A 15,798-nucleotide genomic window follows, 5' to 3' on the forward strand; every position below is an offset into this window, starting at 1 on the left:
AATCTAGGCATTAACTGCAATAATCTTATTAAAAATTGCAAACTTTATGAGTGCTGGCAAATTCCCCATCCCAAAGTTTCGACTCCGTACAACTATAGTAATTCCCTTTGTATTAGAAATTATTGTAGCCGTTGGCATAGTCGGGTATTTGTCATTTAGGAATGGGCAACAAGCAATCAACACTCTAGCGGATAAGTTAAATGGAGAAATTAGCGCTCGTATCGAACAACATGTAATTGACTATCTCAATCAATCTCAAGACACTCTATGGTTGAGCAATGCCAATATCTTAAGTGGAAACTTAAATCTTAAGGACTTTGATGGACTGCGGCGTTACTTTTGGCAAATCGTCCATAAAGGAAATTTTGAGGGATATTTAGCCTATGGTAACGAGCAAGGGGAATTTGTCGGAGTTGAATATCAAGATGATGGAACTTCTCAACTCAAAATCGTCACTAGTGCAACTATCCCCAAGCGTGAAACCTACTTATTAGATGCTCAAGGCGAACGCCAACAACTCCTGCAAACCGCTAAGTATGACCCACGTACACGTCCTTGGTACAAAGCGGCAAAACAACTTGGCAAAACAACTTGGAGTGAGATCTATCCGTTTTTTTCTAGCAAAAATACAGTGTTAGGCATCTCTCCCGTCTCTCCTATTTTTGATAGCCAAAACAATTTAATCGGTGTTCTATCCATCAATGTGCGCCTGACTCGAATTACAGACTTTATCAATCATTTGAGTATCAGTACTAATGGTCAAAGTTTTATCATCGAGCGATCGGGCAATTTAGTCGCTAGTTCAACTATTCCTCAACCATTTAGAGTCATTGGCGAAGGGGACAACCGCACAGTAGAAAGAATTGCAGCAGCTCAGAGCGATAATCCGATTGTCAAGGCAACAACGCAACATCTACTCAAACAATTTAATGATTTTAAATCAATTCAAAATGGGCAGAATCTAAAATTCCAAACCAGTGATGGTTCTTGGTATTATGCCCAAGTTCTACCCATGAAAGATGGTCGCGGTATTGATTGGCTCACTGTCGTTGTCGTCCCTGAAAACGACTTCATGGATCAGATCAATCAAAATAATCGCAACACGATAGTCTTATGTTTGATAGCTCTGAGTATTGCCGTTGTACTAGGCATTCGCACTGCCTATTGGATTTCTCGCCCTTTATTACAACTTGCCCAAGTCTCGGAACAAATTGCTCAAGGTAATCTAGACCAGCAGGTAAATACTAGTTCCATTGTCGAAATTGACACTTTAGGTCATTCTTTCAATCACATGACTGCTCAATTAAAGTCATCATTTGCAGCTCTATACCAGAGTCAAGAATCTCTCCGCATTGCGAATGAAGAATTAGAAGAAAGAGTTGAACTACGTACAGCAGAGCTAAGACAAGAAAAGGAACGTTCTGAAAAACTATTACTCAATGTTTTACCCGCTTCGATCGCTGATCGCCTGAAACAAACAAACGAATCACCCGCTGAGTACTTTGAGAATGCCACCATTCTGTTTGCAGATATTGTCGGATTTACGAGTCTATCGTCACGCATGGAACCAATGGAGCTAGTTACGGGACTCAATCAGATTTTTTCGGCTTTTGATAAGTTAACCGAGAAGTATGGTCTAGAAAAAATCAAAACCATCGGTGATGCCTATATGGTTGTGGGCGGTTTACCGATTGCTCGTCCCGATCATGCACAGGCGATCGCCAATATGGCTCTAGATATGCAAGCCTATATGCGAAATTCCCACAGCATTTTAAGCGAATCAATAGAGTTGCGTATAGGCATTAACACAGGTTCCGTTATTGCTGGTGTAATTGGCATTAAGAAATTTATTTATGACCTATGGGGTGATGCGGTTAACATTGCTTCACGCATGGAATCTCATGGTCAAGCGGGTTATATACAGGTGACAAGCTCTACTTATGAGTGTCTGAAACAAGATTATGTACTAGAGGCAAGGGGAAATATTGAGGTGAAAGGACGTGGCGAAATGATGACCTATTGGTTATTGAGCAAACGATAAAATATTTAAGGTCAAGTAAAAGTTTGTTTCTCCACTTCAGTGGAGAAACAAACTTTTACTTGACCTTGAGATAGGGCTAATTTGACGATGTTTGCAGAAATTGACCGATTTTCATAGCGGCTTTCCTTAATATTTCAGGCGGATATACTAGCGCAAACCTGACATATCCTTCACCATGCTTGCCAAAACCTGCTCCTGGGGAGAGAGCAATTCCTGTCTCCGCAATTAAATCTAGACAAAATTTGACAGAATCATGGGCATAAACTTCAGGTAATTTTGCCCAAAGATACATCGTTGAAGCAGGGCGTGGAATCTGCCAACCAATTGCTTGCAGAGCATCAATCATCACATCACGTCGAGTCTTAAACGTGTCAACTACATGGTCAATGGAGGTGCGATCGCCTGATAAAGCTTTAATTGCCCCGCGCATAATGCCTTGATATTGATTGAAATCTACTACAGCTTTAATCTGCCGCAAAGCTCTAATTAATTCGCGATTACCAACGGCAAAACCAACGCGAAAACCGCCCATATTATAGGATTTAGACATGGTAAAAAATTCAATGCTGACTTGGCGATCGCGATCAGCTTGTAGGAGCGAAGGCTGAATTGAGCCATCAAAGACTAGATCGACATAGGGAAAGTCATGCACTAATGCAAGATTATGATGTTGACAAAATTCCACCGCAGATTGGAAAAATTCTAAGGAAGCAGTTGCAGTGGTAGGGTTGTGAGGATAGCTCAACACCATCATTTTTGATTGGGCTAATACTGCGGATGGAATATCAGCAAATACTGGCAAAAAGTTATTCTCAGCAAGTAAGGGCATTCCATAAACTTGACCACTTGCCATGTGAATCCCGCCATAGTGGGAGGGATAGCCGGGGTCTTGCAAGAGGGCAAAATCATTGGGGTTTAGTAAGGCTAAGGGTAAATGGGCTGTCCCTTCCTGTGAGCCAATGAGCGGTAATACTTCCGTTTCAGGATCGACAATTACTCCAAATCGTTGTTTGATCCATTTTGCTGCGGCTTCTCGAAAGTCTAATGTACTCCCAAACAGAGAGTAGCCATGAGTACTAGTATCATTCAATGCTTCAGCGATCGCCTCTAAAATAAATTTATCAGTGGGCAAGTCCGATGAACCCAACGATAGATCAATTACTTGTTTACCTGATGCTTTGACCCGACTTTTGGCGTTGTCCATATCGGCAAACACATTGGACTGGAGAGGCTGAAGGCGATCGGCAAATTGCATAAGACAAGAAAAATCAAGATATAACCAATTTTACGTCAACTCCCTCATTCTGGGGGCTATGGCTATTTTCAAATGAGTGTGTACTCATTTGAAAACCAAAAACAATCATCATAAAGATATTGCAGTTGTAATTTTGCCGTAGGCAAAATTACAACTGCAATAAAGGCACACACCACACTTTCTAGATGATTGCGATAACATAGAGGCAGTTGTCGAAATTTTCTGGAGAAAAAGCTATGGTTTGCTGTAACCCCAAATCTAAACTTGCTAAAGCTGTCAAATTACACCGCAATTTTCATTTCAAAACTGGACTGTTGCTTGATCAAGGTGTCCGTATCTTTGGTGTGCATAAATTTCCACTGACCAAACCCTTATACAAAGCTGCTAAAGTTGCAGGTTATACCAATGTTGCTCTCGCCAGTATTGCACTTGTTTTGCTAGAAGACTAAGATGGCACTTAGCACAATTCGTATATAGGAAAATTTCGTATGATTACATTGACCGATGCCGCGATCGCTCGCGTGAGAAATCTGCAAAACCAAAGGGCAACTTCAGCACCGTTGCGCCTAGGGATTAAGCAAGGTGGTTGTTCTGGGTTGTCTTACTTGATGGACTTCGCGGAACAATTAGAAACTGATGATAACGAGTATGAATACAACGGTGTCAAAATTGTCATCAACAATAGCAATTTGCCTCAGTTGCAAGGTTTAGAACTCGACTATACCGAAGACCTTTTAGGTGGCGGTTTCCGTTTCCGCAATCCTAATGCTAGCAAGTCTTGCAGTTGTGGAACTTCCTTCGCCACTCCCAAAGAACTTGGAGCACCTGTAGCTTGTAGCTAATCCCCCTCAAAAAAAGAAGCCTCGCATTGCGAGGCTTCTTTTTTAAGTAATTTGTTGAATATTTTCTTCCCAATGCTTGCCATCAAAAGGCACGATTTCAAAGAGAGACATTGCATCGCCATCTAGACAGCGCACATTTACATCATAATCAATGGGATGCGATCGCGGACGATAAAAGGGATGAATACCACAGGTTTTGCAGAAATGATGCTTCGCAATTCCTGTGTTAAAGGTGTAAGTCGATAAGTGATCTTCGCCCTGCAATAGCTCAAAGTCTTCTGGTGGCACAATCAAATGCAAAATACCTTTCTTTTGACAAATTGAACAATTGCAATCAAGAGCTTCGTACTTTCTCACGCTCACCCGAAAGCGTATTTTGCCACAGTGACAGCCGCCTAAAATCTTAGGGCTTGCGGTTGTATTAGTTAATAGGGACATAATAACTCTGCAATTTAATAAGGACGCAATTTTCGATAGCAAAGCTTCGCCTTGCTATCAAAAATCTTATTTTACGAAAAAAAACAAAGCTGTAGCGCACGCGGAGCGTGCGCTACAGCTTTGTTTTTTTTCACCTTGCTACCTACTGCTTCAATAAGTTAGGAGGTACGTTGATTTTGCCTGAATTGTAGTCCTCCCATACTTTAAAAATTAACCTAGCCCTCTTTTCACCCGTTTCTTCATAGGCTTGGATTTGTGACCTCAATAACTTTTTCATCAATGGACGCTTGGCTAAATCCAACAATTCCATTAGTTCCATTGCCGAAAAGTTAGCTTCTAAACGGTCAACATACTGAGATTCCACATACTTCCACCCAGCAGCCTTGGCAAGCATCTGTTGTAACCATTCACTAAACTTAGTTCTAGTTCCTGTTCCGTAAGCAAGATCAACACTGTTCCAGAAAGACAAGTCATACTGCTTGCCGATACCTAATTCAACTAGGAGTTCTCTTGCTAATTGTTTTTTTGATTTGATGGGGACAGTCGTAGATGTGGGTGCTTGTTGACTATTTTCAGCATTGGCGATCGCTGGTGTTGATATGTAGATAGCCGAGGAAAAAATAGCTAACAAAAATAGGTGCGAGAACTCAGAGAGTGAAAATTTAGATTTTTTTATATTCATCTCAATTGAAACTAGGAAATTTGTGCAATCACATACTATTTTGAGTTGCGCGATGATGAGAATAGCGATTATGGGAATATTTAGTACAAGGTAATGCCAATTCATAAAAATGTTGTCACACTTTTGTGAATTAAAACCCAAACCCAGTAAGTTTTTCAAAACTAAAAATAGCGTAGCCATTTTTAGTTTTGAAAAAACCGAGTTTATGAAAATCACCTAAGTACAGGACAAAAATTTAATGGAGTTAAAGAAGGCTTGAGAATTGAGATGTAAGTCAAAGATGATGTGACGAAGGAAATCAAAACCAAGGCGAAAAATGCTTTTAGGAAGACGACCGTGTTTTTTAGGCTTGAGGGGATTTAGTTGAGCCAACCAAAGCCCAGAAGAAAAAGCCCAACATAAAGCCAGAGTAAGCAAAGCAATTAGTTTGGAAAGACGTTCAGGATCTTGAAGATGAGTGGACTCCAAACAAAAGCCACGGGTTTTAAAGCACCCGAATAAAGTCTCAATAGCCCAACGCTTAGCATAGTCAGCAATAGCCGTATCAGGGTCATGAGTCGTCGCGACAATTAATAAATCGCCATCATCAAGACGCATAGCGGCTATACGAAGCCAATGGTTCCAAACCTTTCTGGGCTTGGACAATACTTTGGACTGACCAACTTGGAGGTCTTGAAAACAAATGTCGGCACGCAGTTTTTTCTGCCCGTCATTGAGCAAAGTATTTTTACGGCGGATACGAAAACGGTTACATGGTTCACACAACAAGTAATCTAACCAATCCTCACCGACAAACTCTCGGTCTGCACTCAAAAAGTCGATTTTGCGGTCTCCAAATATTTCCAGAAATCGATTACACAATTCACAGCGCTCACGGGTGTTTGAGTTACCTTTTTTGTCCAGCATCATCCATACCAACGGGAATGCAATACCGTAATGCACTATTCCCAATGTCAGCACATTAAACACGGTTTTACCGAATTCCCAATCGGTGCGGTCGATAGAAATTACCCAAGGTTCGGGGATTTGCATGACTTTGACGACCATGAGTGCGATCTTTTCATAGTCCACTTCAAAGTCTCGAAAAAATCTCTGTAACCTCTTATAGTGTGATTCGACTTTGGCATAACCACTAAATCCTGTGGCAATTTCAGCTAGGTTTACTGTCTTTACTCGCATTAGCGCGATCAAGAACATGGACACAAAGGCTAGTCTTGCTCTATTCCATTGCAGATGTTGCTGCAACTTTTCTCGGAATAGGTTAATCTCTTTCATAGGGGTTTTATTTACGATGTGGTTATCTTTTATAAAACCCCTCCCTGCCTACTTTTGCAACTTTTTGTCCTGTACTAAGGAAAATCACTTAAAAACTATTCCTACCTTTCGCTATTGATGTCCAAACTTTAGCAGCTTATGTATAAACCTCGCCCTGCCAAGCCACCCAAACATCCCCTGATTTCGATGAGGTTATTCCTAATCGCGCCCTTTGCAATACTACTTATTGGAGCGATGGGAGCAGTTGGTTATTTGTCCTTTCGCAATGGGCAGAAGGCAGTTAACGATATTTCAGAACAACTTCAACAGGAAATAAATTTTAGGGTTAAGGAGCGCTTTCAGGGTTACTTAAAGGCTCCGCATTTAGCGAATCAATCTAAAGAGCCAATTCGTGAATTTTTGCAAACTCTACAGGTTGGTAAATCAGGCTTGGTATTTATACTTGAGCCATCTGGGGAGTTAATAGCCACATCCCTAGACAATCAAGCCATTAACAAAAATCAAATCAAGGCTCTGGATAGTAAACCTGTCCTAACTCAAAGTGTGCAATCTTTGCGATCGCAGTTTGGTGATTTCGCAAAGATTCAGCAAGCTACGCGCTTAGATTTTCAGCTAAATGGCGAAAGGTATTTTCTCGCAGTCTCACCAATTAAAGATGAATACGGGCTGAATTGGCTGGCGGCTGTAGTCATACGTGAAGCTGATTTCATGGAGCAGATTAACATCAATTCTCGCGATACGATTTTGCTATCGATCGCGGCTTTGAGTTTAGCGCTCAGCATGAGTTTTTTTATTGCTCGACTCATGTCGCGCTTTGTTCGTGATCTGAACAAGTCTGCTAAAGCAATCGCCAATGGGGAAATGGAGCAGTTTGTAGAAGTAAATGGCTGTGCAGAACTGGAAGCTCTGGCAGGTTCGTTTAATCAGATGGCTGGGCAGTTAAAGACCTCTTTTGAAACCCTAGAAAATCGCGTTCAGGAACGCACCAATGAGCTAGCAGTTGCCAAGGATAAAGCGGAAGTTGCGAACAAGGCAAAAAGTGCGTTTATCGCGAATATGAGTCATGAATTGCGATCGCCACTCAATGCAATTATTGGCTTTTCTCAGGTAATGCTCCGCACGAAAAACCTATCGCCAGAGCAGTACGAAAACATCAATATCATTCATCGTAGCGGCGAATATTTATTGACACTAATTAATAATGTGCTTGATTTTTCTAAAATCGAAGCAGGGAAAATCACGCTCAATCCCCAAGATATTGATTTATATCAATTGCTGGATGATTTAGAAAATATGCTCCATCTTAGGGCAGTGAACGCTGGCTTGGAGCTAATTTTAGATCGAGGTGATAATTTACCGCGCTACATTCACACTGATGGCGTGAAGCTCCGCCAAGTTTTACTAAATTTGTTAGGTAATGCCATCAAATTTACCCGTCAAGGTGAAGTGGTAATGAGTATAAGCGCTCTGGAAAGTTCAGAATCTCAAGACTATACTTTGAATTTTCAGGTGAGCGATACAGGCGTGGGAATTGCTCCTGAAGAGTTAGATAAATTATTTGAAGTTTTTAGCCAAACCAAATCTGGTCGAGAATCTCAAGAAGGTACAGGCTTAGGCTTAGCGATTAGTCGCCAGTTTGTGCGGTTAATGGGAGGAGATATTACCGTTATGAGTAAACTTGGTAAAGGCACTACTTTTAATTTCTCAATTCAAACTCAGCTAGGTAACGAAATAATCGGTGAAACCTTTGACAAGCGCCAAGTCGTTGCCCTTGCTCCCAATCAACCTGACTACAGGATTTTAGTAGTAGATGATAAGCCAATTAATCGTCAATTATTAGTGAGATTGCTTGCTCCGCTTGGGTTTGACATTAAAGAATCAAGTAATGGGCAAGAAGCGATCGTCATGTGGGAAACATGGCAACCCCATTTAATTTGGATGGATATGCGGATGCCTGTAATGGATGGTTATGAGGCAACTAAGTACATCAAATCCACAACTCAAGGCAATGCGACCGCGATCATTGCGCTAACGGCTAGTGTCTTAGAACAGGAAAGAGCGATTATTTTATCGGCAGGGTGTGATGATTTTATGCGTAAACCTTTTAAAGAGCGGGCAATTTTTGCCGCCTTAACAAAACATCTAGGGGTGAAATATACCTATTCTGATTCTGCTAATGACCAAGTAGACACTGCGTTTGATTCGGCAACACCCTTAGATTTATCGGTGATGTCCGACGAATGGCGATCGCAAATACACGAAGTTGCCCTAGAGGGTGATAGTAATCGAGTTACTCAATTACTTAGAGAAATACCTGATCAAGAAGCCGCGATCGTCAAAGCTCTAGAAAGATATGCTCACCAGTTTCAATTTGATGAAATGCTCGAATTGATCAGTAGCTTGGCATAGGCAATCTATCACAGATAATTTGTAATAATATTTAAGTAGTTCAGCTTAGGTGAAATTTAAACCTAAAATCGTTGTATTGCTTGCGATATAACCCTTACAGAAGCTGAGCTACTCATTAAGTTATCTCAATAAGTCTTTTGTGAATTCAAACTCTTCATTAGAAACTAAAGGCAATATTCTTTTAATAGATGATTTGCCAGAAAATTTAAAGCTATTAACTGAATTACTTTCTAATCTTGGTTATACGGTTCGTAGTGCCATTAGTGGAAGTAGAGCGCTCAAAAGTGCAAGAGTCAAACTTCCTGATATCGTGCTACTTGATATCCAAATGCCTGAGATGGATGGTTATCAAGTTTGTCAAGGTTTTAAGGCTGATCCCGATCTCTGTGATATTCCGATTCTTTTCATTAGCGCATTAGATGAAACCTTTGATAAATTAAAAGCCTTTCAAGTTGGTGGTGTTGACTACATTACGAAACCATTTCAACTTGAAGAAGTTGTTGCTCGCCTAGAAACTCACCTAACGATTCAGAGACAGAAGAAACAATTACAAGATGAAATCGCTAAACGTAAGCAAACTGAACTGATTTTGCAGGAAGCAAATCGCAAGTTAGAGTTAATGGCTAACTTAGATGGGTTAACGCAAATTGCTAATCGCCGATGCTTTGATAGCCATCTCAATCGCGAATGGCAACGTCATCAAAGAGAACAAAATCCTCTGGCACTAATCCTGATTGATATCGACTATTTCAAGCGTTATAACGATAGTTACGGACATCAAGGTGGTGATGATTGCTTAATTCGAGTTGCCAAAGCGATCGCCCAAGTTCCCAAACGTTCTACAGATTTAACGGCAAGGTATGGTGGTGAAGAGTTTGTAGTGGTTCTTTGTAATACAGATAAGGAAGGAGCGCTAAAAATTGCTGCTGAAATCCAAACAGCGATCGCCAATCTTGCTATTGCTCACCAAAGTTCAGATGTTCATAACTACGTCACCCTGAGCATGGGAATTGTTAGCCTGATTCCCACAGTAGAAAAAAGTGTAGAAACTCTGATTGCCTTCGCTGATCAATCTTTGTATGTGGCTAAGGAGCAGGGACGCAATCGGGCGATCGCTTACCTTGTTACATAATTACGACATTGTGAGAAGATTGAGCAGTATTAAAAACAGTTATGTTTTCGGCTAATAAATCAATCAAGAGATCAATGAGATATTTGCTGCGTCGCTTTTTGGCTTGGTTTGCGATCGCTCTATTGTTATTAACTGCTCTTTGGGGCTGCACTAATGGTAAAGCTATTAATGCAAATAAATTTGGCATAACCGATCGCACAGAGGAGCGCATCGTTTTAGGTACAACCAGCAAAATCCGTACCCTTGATCCTGCCGATGCTAATGAATTTTTTATCAGCAATGTCTTTTACAATACTCTCGAACGCCTTTACACCTACAAAGAAGGCTCCAATGAGGTTGTACCGCAATTAGCGACAGATATGCCCAAAGTTAGCGATGATGGCTTAACTTACACCGTACCAGTACGGACAGGCATCAAATTTCACGATCGCACTAACTTTAATGCCTATACGATGAAATTTGCCTTGGAACGCTTCATCAACTCCAAGGGGACACCAGCCTATATTTTGGGCGATGTAATCGAATCAATTTCTGCTCCTAATGACACCGAGCTAATTTTCAAACTCAAACAACCTTTACAATTTTTCCCTAAGTTTTTAGCCTTTACAGGTGCAGCCGCCATTTCACCTCAGGTCTACAAACATATTAAGGATGAAAAGACAGGTGCGCTGTTATTCCTGCCCGATAAATTAGTAGGTACGGGTCCCTATCAAGTCACCCAGTTTGTAGAAGGTAGTTATTTACGCCTTGATGCTTTCCCTGACTACTGGGGCAAAAAGCCGATTAACAAGGGCATTGATATCCAGTTTTTCTCATCTAATGCCAACTTGCTCAATGCTTTTAAAACAGGAGCTGTGGATGTTGCTTTTCAGACACTCACGCCTACGCAAGTCAAGAATGTTGAACTTAACGCCAAGCAGAATGGCTGGACGATCGCTTCAGGACAGGGGGCAACGATTCTCTATATGGTTTTGAATACGCAGCAATCACCTCTCAATGATGTGCGTGTGCGTCAAGCCCTTGCTGCGGCGATTGATCGCCCATTACTAGGATCACGCATATTTTTTAATCAACGCGCCCCACTCTATAGTTTAATTCCTAGTGCTTTTGCGGACTCTAAGCCTGTATTTGAAAAATATGGCGGCGAAGGCAACGGCAAGCTCGCAAGACAACTACTCCAAGACGCAGGATATTCCGACGATAAACCCGCTCAAGTTACGATCTGGTATTCGCCGAAATATGGTGGTAATGGAGACCTTGTGGCAAGTACTCTCCGCGCCTCCATTCAGAAAAATGTAGGTAAAATTCTGCAAGTTAAGACTGAACGGGTGGAAAATACAGTTGGATATGCGTTCATTGACAAAGGTGTATATCCCAGTTACTTACTAGATTGGACTCCCGATATTCTCGATCCTGATAACTACATCAAGCCATTCCTAGACTGTGAAGAGGCGGAAGGCGAGCGCTGTAAAAAAGGTGGTAGCCAGTTCCAAGGCTCGTTTTATAACAGTCCAAAAATGAATGAGTTAATCGCTAATCAGCGTAAAGAGCGTGATGCAGCGAAGCGATCGCAAATGTTGCAACAAATTCAAGACCTGTTAGCTCAAGATGTGCCATTCATTCCTCTGTGGCAAAACAAAGAATATGCCTTTGCTCAAAAAGGAGTCGATGGAGTCAAAATTGAACCCAACCAACAGCTTCCCTATTGGAATATCTCCAAGTCATGATAGGTAGTGTAAGGCGGCGCGAAGCGCCGCCTTACACTATTTGAAATGGCGACAGCTATAATGCACGAAACTAGTCCATAAAAAAAGCCTCGCATTGCGAGGCTTTTTTTATGGACTAGTTTCGCTAACCGATAATTGATAATTTGCGCGATCGCCATTTGTCGTGCCAACCCAAATTTCATATTGTCCCGATACCCAAGCACCTGACAATTCAGGACTCTTACCACTGCGACAATAAATCCCATCAGGTCCTTTGACCAATAAAGACAAGTTGCGATCACCCGATACACTCAAGCTTAAAAAACCAAAATTTTTCAAGATTGTTAAAGTGTGGTTGGGAGATTGATCAGCTAATCCTTGACATGAACCATTAGCTTTACTGGTAGCGATCGCTTGCAAAGGCACATCTCCCCCTGCCTTACCATAATAAACTTGAGGATCGGGAGTAAATCTGGGTGAGAGTGGCTTAAGTGTTTCTTGGCTCATGGCTGGAGCGACAGATAACAAAATCGGGACTAAAGCAACTCCTAGTAAAGTAATTGGCTGTTTCAAGAATTTCATTTTTGAACTATTTCACTCAAAGACAACATATAACTAAAAGATTGATTGATATTTTTAGAGCCAACCCAAACTTGATAAGTACCTTTAGGTAAACGTCGATTGGCTTGTGGATAACGCCCACCTGACTCATCATCGGCACAAATCACAATGCCATTAGGTCCTTTTACTAACATGGTTGGGTCATCATTAACATTATTGGTATAAACCAATAGATCTAGCAAAGGAAAATTTTCGTTCAAAGTAATCGTGTGATTTGGTTCAGCATTTGCGAAACCACGACAATTATCCGCAATTCCCGCAAGACTCGCAAGACTAACATTCCCCCCTCCATTTCCTAGCAACTTTTCAGGATCTGGTCGAAAATTGCGATCTAGCGTGATCGCACTTTGAGCAAAACTAGGAGCAGCGATCGCCAATGTTACGGCAATTCCTGCCAAGGCTCCCCAGCCTAGATTAGCCATATTCACTTGGCAATTCTTATAAATGTCCATACTTGACTCCATTGAGGTCTAGTTACATTAACTTAAATGCACTAATTTGGTACTTGCTGTACTTTCAGGCTTTACTTCAAGGATGCACTGTACTAAACATCAGGACAAAATAGCAGTAATTTTGTTCCCAATCTCATTCTTTTAACAATTGCAATGCTATATAGAAAAAAGAGTTAGCGAGTACAAACCAAAACCAGAAGATGAGTTGCGGGGTTTTGCCCCGCAACTCATCTTCTGGTTTTATGTCCTGAGCAAAACTTGCTTTGCTATAGATCTATTGTAACAAAATATTAAGTTATTGCTGTCATGATGGTATGACTCCTTGACAGCATCAGATTCTCCCTGTACCTTAGTTGCATACCCGGGTATTCACTGTTCTTAACCACTATGCAAGACAAGCAAAAGGTAACTTTTTATCTCCCCGAACGACTACATCAGCAGCTTAAGATTCGCTCTGCTATTGATGGTGATTCGATGTCAGACTTGGCAGAAAAGGCAATTAGCTTTTACCTATCCCACGCTGACATTGTGGAGTCTTCAGGTATCGGGCATACTCATCAAACTTATAACTGTCCAAGCTGTTCTCAGACAGTCGTAATCCGTAATGGTGACTTGCTAGCCATCGGGGGCAATCGTACTCAGACTTTACCTGTAACTGTTGGCAAGGCTGATAGCGCAGGCGAAGAACTAGTATCCATTAACTGAATTTCTAGACTCTAGACCATTAATTTTATCTGTAGACAAGGTGAGGATGGAGGCGTAAACCTCTGTATTACTATATGCAAGAACAACTTAGCATTTTAATTCAAGCCCAATATCCCTTGATCTACCTCAACACCCCAGAGGAAGAAAGAGCAGAACGGGCAATCGCTACCATCTCTCAACTCAAACCTGTACGTCGCGTCTTTGTATGGACTTCGACTCGTGGCATTGTTGAGCATGGTCAAGCGACAGCAGCAGCCCAACACAACACCGAGTCAATCCAAGCAGCTTTGCAATGGGTTATCCGTGCCGATCAAAAAGATCCTGCTATTTACATCTTTAAAGACGCACATCCTTTCTTTGATCATCCCGTAGCTGTTAGATTCTTACGGGATGCAGTGGCTAACTTTAAGGGCACTCAAAAAACAATCATTTTGATGTCGCCCATTCAAGTAATCCCTGTTGAACTAGAGAAAGACATCGTTGTACTTGATTTTCCTCTGCCAGATATTAAAGCGATCGAAGAAGTCCTCGACCAACAGCTTGGACAAGTCCGCACTAAGAAGATATCTTCAGAAACTCGCGAAAAGCTAGTCAGGGCAGCCCTAGGTCTTACTCAAGATGAAGCTGAAAAGGTCTATCGGAAAGCCCAAGTCACCAGTGGTCGGCTTACTGAAGAAGAAGTTGATATCGTCCTTTCCGAAAAGCAACAACTAATTCGGCGCAATGGCATTCTCGAATATATCGAAGATGAAGAAGATTTAGATGCAGTTGGGGGACTAGAAGAGTTAAAGCACTGGTTGCAACAGCGATCGAATGCCTTTAGCCAAAGAGCCAGAAACTATGGATTACCTCAACCGAAGGGAATGCTGATTCTCGGTGTCCCCGGTTGTGGAAAATCCTTAATTGCCAAGACTACGGCTCGACTATGGTCGCTACCACTTATTCGCCTTGATATGGGTCGCGTTTATGATGGTTCTACTGTAGGTAAGTCAGAAGCAAATTTACGCAATGCCCTCAAAGTTGCCGAGTCGATTTCACCAATGATTCTATTTATTGATGAACTAGATAAAGCCTTTGCTGGTGGTGCAGGTTCGGCAGATTCCGATGGTGGTACATCATCACGAATCTTTGGTACGTTCCTAACATGGATGCAGGAAAAGAAATCACCTGTATTTGTTATGGCAACTGCCAATCGTATCGAAAAGTTACCGGGGGAATTTCTTCGGAAGGGGCGTTTTGACGAGTTATTCTTCGTTGATTTACCTAATTCCGAAGAACGGAGAGATATCTTCCGAATTCATTTACGGAAGCGTCGTCCAGATTTAGAAAGGTTCGATCTTGAGCAGCTATCGAAAGTAAGCGATGGTTTTTCGGGGGCAGAGATCGAGCAAGCGGTAATAGCCGCTATGTATGAAGCTTTTGCCCAAGATCGGGAGTTTACACAGCTAGATATCATTTCGGCTGTGAAATCTACAACTCCCCTCTCACGCACAATGACTGAGCAGGTTGCTGCTCTGCGTGACTGGGCAAGGATGCGGGCAAGACCCGCCGCCACCTCTGTCGCTGAATATCAGCGTATGGAGTTTTAAAAAGCTTATCCTACTGTTTTGCAGGCAGTAGGGTTAAGGCTAGATTCTAAAGAATGTCTTCTTAAAAGACCTTTAGGCTAGCAGCTAACATAGGAGTAAGAACCACCAAAACTCTTATGTTTCACGTCCGAGTTAACAGTTGAGTTCACAATTATTTACAGGAGCTACACTATTATGTCTCATTTCAGCACTCTTCGCACAAAAATTACTGATGCCGAAGTCCTCAAGTCGTCTTTGCGCGATCTGGGTATTACCGTTAATACTGAAGCTGATGTTCGTGGCTATAACAGCCAACGCATCCGTGCCGACATTGTAGCGACTCTTGAAGGTGACTATGATCTAGGTTGGTCACGCAATGCTGATGGATCTTTTGATCTAATTGCTGATCTCTGGGGTGTTGCGAAAAAGCACAATCAGACTGAACTGATCAATTCGATCAATCAAAAGTATGCAGTGAACAAGGCTCTAGCTGAAGTGAAGCGTCCTGGTCTAAACAATGCAAACGTCAAACTCGTCTTGCAGTAAGGTGTCGAATCTTGCGAGTTAAATATGCAACTAACGGGCTAGTCATATCCTTGGCTAGCCTGTTTTTTGGGTTTCTAGCTTCACATTTCTCGATTTTAAATGTAAGATACTGATACATAATTTGAG

At 41.7% G+C, this 15,798-nt stretch carries 15 protein-coding genes; 9 read left to right on the forward strand and 6 right to left on the reverse strand.

Annotation, left to right across the window (positions count from 1 at the left end):
• The first annotated feature begins 46 nt into the window (after positions 1–46).
• Entirely contained in the window at positions 47–2,041 is a 1,995-nt protein-coding gene (locus HC246_RS11020; RefSeq protein WP_169363429.1) for an adenylate/guanylate cyclase domain-containing protein, read from the forward strand.
• Between the two features lie 76 nt (positions 2,042–2,117).
• Here HC246_RS11020 and HC246_RS11025 read toward each other — a convergent pair whose 3' ends face one another.
• Positions 2,118–3,296 carry an LL-diaminopimelate aminotransferase gene (locus HC246_RS11025; RefSeq protein WP_169363430.1) on the reverse strand — a complete coding sequence of 393 codons (1,179 nt, stop codon included), beginning with the start codon at positions 3,294–3,296 and terminating at the stop codon, positions 2,118–2,120.
• Between the two features lie 236 nt (positions 3,297–3,532).
• Between HC246_RS11025 and HC246_RS11030 the strand changes: the two genes are divergently transcribed.
• Positions 3,533–3,745, forward strand: a complete 213-nt coding sequence (locus tag HC246_RS11030) for a hypothetical protein (RefSeq protein ID WP_169363431.1) — start codon at positions 3,533–3,535, stop codon at positions 3,743–3,745.
• Between the two features lie 39 nt (positions 3,746–3,784).
• Positions 3,785–4,138, forward strand: coding sequence for a HesB/IscA family protein (locus HC246_RS11035; protein WP_169363432.1), 354 nt, complete (start codon positions 3,785–3,787; stop codon positions 4,136–4,138).
• 42 nt (positions 4,139–4,180) lie between these two features.
• On the opposite strand, the gene HC246_RS11040 is transcribed toward HC246_RS11035, so the two are convergent.
• The 3 genes from HC246_RS11040 to HC246_RS11050 all read right to left on the reverse strand — a co-directional run bounded on the left by HC246_RS11040 (position 4,181) and on the right by HC246_RS11050 (position 6,533).
• A complete protein-coding gene (locus tag HC246_RS11040; protein WP_169363433.1) occupies positions 4,181–4,576 on the reverse strand; it encodes a GFA family protein in 396 nt (131 codons plus the stop codon).
• A gap of 142 nt (positions 4,577–4,718) precedes the next feature.
• Positions 4,719–5,207, reverse strand: a complete 489-nt coding sequence (locus HC246_RS11045) for a DUF2059 domain-containing protein (protein WP_169363434.1) — start codon at positions 5,205–5,207, stop codon at positions 4,719–4,721.
• Between the two features lie 267 nt (positions 5,208–5,474).
• A complete protein-coding gene (locus HC246_RS11050; RefSeq protein WP_169361901.1) occupies positions 5,475–6,533 on the reverse strand; it encodes an IS4 family transposase in 1,059 nt (352 codons plus the stop codon).
• 138 nt (positions 6,534–6,671) lie between these two features.
• On the opposite strand from HC246_RS11050, the gene HC246_RS11055 reads away from it, so the two are divergent.
• The 3 genes from HC246_RS11055 (at position 6,672) to HC246_RS11065 (ending at position 11,801) form a co-directional block, all read left to right on the forward strand.
• Complete coding sequence (locus tag HC246_RS11055; protein ID WP_169363435.1) at positions 6,672–8,942, forward strand: ATP-binding protein; 2,271 nt, start codon at positions 6,672–6,674, stop codon at positions 8,940–8,942.
• A gap of 139 nt (positions 8,943–9,081) precedes the next feature.
• Positions 9,082–10,074, forward strand: a complete 993-nt coding sequence (locus HC246_RS11060) for a diguanylate cyclase domain-containing protein (RefSeq protein ID WP_169363436.1) — start codon at positions 9,082–9,084, stop codon at positions 10,072–10,074.
• A 74-nt stretch (positions 10,075–10,148) separates the two neighbouring features.
• Positions 10,149–11,801, forward strand: coding sequence for an ABC transporter substrate-binding protein (locus tag HC246_RS11065; RefSeq protein WP_169363437.1), 1,653 nt, complete (start codon positions 10,149–10,151; stop codon positions 11,799–11,801).
• A 108-nt stretch (positions 11,802–11,909) separates the two neighbouring features.
• Here HC246_RS11065 and HC246_RS11070 read toward each other — a convergent pair whose 3' ends face one another.
• Together HC246_RS11070 and HC246_RS11075 are read right to left on the reverse strand one after the other, a co-directional pair.
• The gene (locus tag HC246_RS11070) at positions 11,910–12,362 is read right to left on the reverse strand and encodes a hypothetical protein (protein WP_169363438.1); all 453 of its coding nucleotides are present in this window, start codon (positions 12,360–12,362) and stop codon (positions 11,910–11,912) included.
• Entirely contained in the window at positions 12,359–12,853 is a 495-nt protein-coding gene (locus HC246_RS11075) for a hypothetical protein (protein ID WP_169363439.1), read from the reverse strand. The genes HC246_RS11070 and HC246_RS11075 overlap by 4 nt, the downstream gene beginning before the upstream one ends.
• Before the next feature lie 387 nt (positions 12,854–13,240).
• On the opposite strand from HC246_RS11075, the gene HC246_RS11080 reads away from it, so the two are divergent.
• The 3 genes from HC246_RS11080 (at position 13,241) to HC246_RS11090 (ending at position 15,672) form a co-directional block, all read left to right on the forward strand.
• Positions 13,241–13,558 carry a hypothetical protein gene (locus tag HC246_RS11080; RefSeq protein ID WP_169363440.1) on the forward strand — a complete coding sequence of 106 codons (318 nt, stop codon included), beginning with the start codon at positions 13,241–13,243 and terminating at the stop codon, positions 13,556–13,558.
• A gap of 74 nt (positions 13,559–13,632) precedes the next feature.
• Positions 13,633–15,147 carry a stress-responsive protein Ycf46 gene (gene ycf46, locus HC246_RS11085; RefSeq protein ID WP_169363441.1) on the forward strand — a complete coding sequence of 505 codons (1,515 nt, stop codon included), beginning with the start codon at positions 13,633–13,635 and terminating at the stop codon, positions 15,145–15,147.
• 174 nt (positions 15,148–15,321) lie between these two features.
• Positions 15,322–15,672 (forward strand): DUF1257 domain-containing protein, encoded by a 351-nt coding sequence (locus HC246_RS11090; protein ID WP_169363442.1) that lies wholly within the window; start codon positions 15,322–15,324, stop codon positions 15,670–15,672.
• The last annotated feature ends 126 nt before the right edge of the window (positions 15,673–15,798 follow it).

This window comes from Pseudanabaena yagii GIHE-NHR1 (assembly GCF_012863495.1).
In the GTDB taxonomy this organism is placed as follows: Bacteria; Cyanobacteriota; Cyanobacteriia; order Pseudanabaenales; family Pseudanabaenaceae; genus Pseudanabaena; species Pseudanabaena yagii.

Coding starts and splice junctions, on each gene's coding strand:
- HC246_RS11020 (WP_169363429.1), top strand. CDS start 47: ATGAGTGCTGGCAAATTCCCCATCCCAAAGTTTCGACTCCGTACAACT.
- HC246_RS11025 (WP_169363430.1), bottom strand. CDS start 3,296: ATGCAATTTGCCGATCGCCTTCAGCCTCTCCAGTCCAATGTGTTTGCC.
- HC246_RS11030 (WP_169363431.1), top strand. CDS start 3,533: ATGGTTTGCTGTAACCCCAAATCTAAACTTGCTAAAGCTGTCAAATTA.
- HC246_RS11035 (WP_169363432.1), top strand. CDS start 3,785: ATGATTACATTGACCGATGCCGCGATCGCTCGCGTGAGAAATCTGCAA.
- HC246_RS11040 (WP_169363433.1), bottom strand. CDS start 4,576: ATGTCCCTATTAACTAATACAACCGCAAGCCCTAAGATTTTAGGCGGC.
- HC246_RS11050 (WP_169361901.1), bottom strand. CDS start 6,533: ATGAAAGAGATTAACCTATTCCGAGAAAAGTTGCAGCAACATCTGCAA.
- HC246_RS11055 (WP_169363435.1), top strand. CDS start 6,672: ATGTATAAACCTCGCCCTGCCAAGCCACCCAAACATCCCCTGATTTCG.
- HC246_RS11065 (WP_169363437.1), top strand. CDS start 10,149: ATGAGATATTTGCTGCGTCGCTTTTTGGCTTGGTTTGCGATCGCTCTA.
- HC246_RS11070 (WP_169363438.1), bottom strand. CDS start 12,362: ATGAAATTCTTGAAACAGCCAATTACTTTACTAGGAGTTGCTTTAGTC.
- HC246_RS11075 (WP_169363439.1), bottom strand. CDS start 12,853: ATGGACATTTATAAGAATTGCCAAGTGAATATGGCTAATCTAGGCTGG.
- HC246_RS11080 (WP_169363440.1), top strand. CDS start 13,241: ATGCAAGACAAGCAAAAGGTAACTTTTTATCTCCCCGAACGACTACAT.
- ycf46 (WP_169363441.1), top strand. CDS start 13,633: ATGCAAGAACAACTTAGCATTTTAATTCAAGCCCAATATCCCTTGATC.
- HC246_RS11090 (WP_169363442.1), top strand. CDS start 15,322: ATGTCTCATTTCAGCACTCTTCGCACAAAAATTACTGATGCCGAAGTC.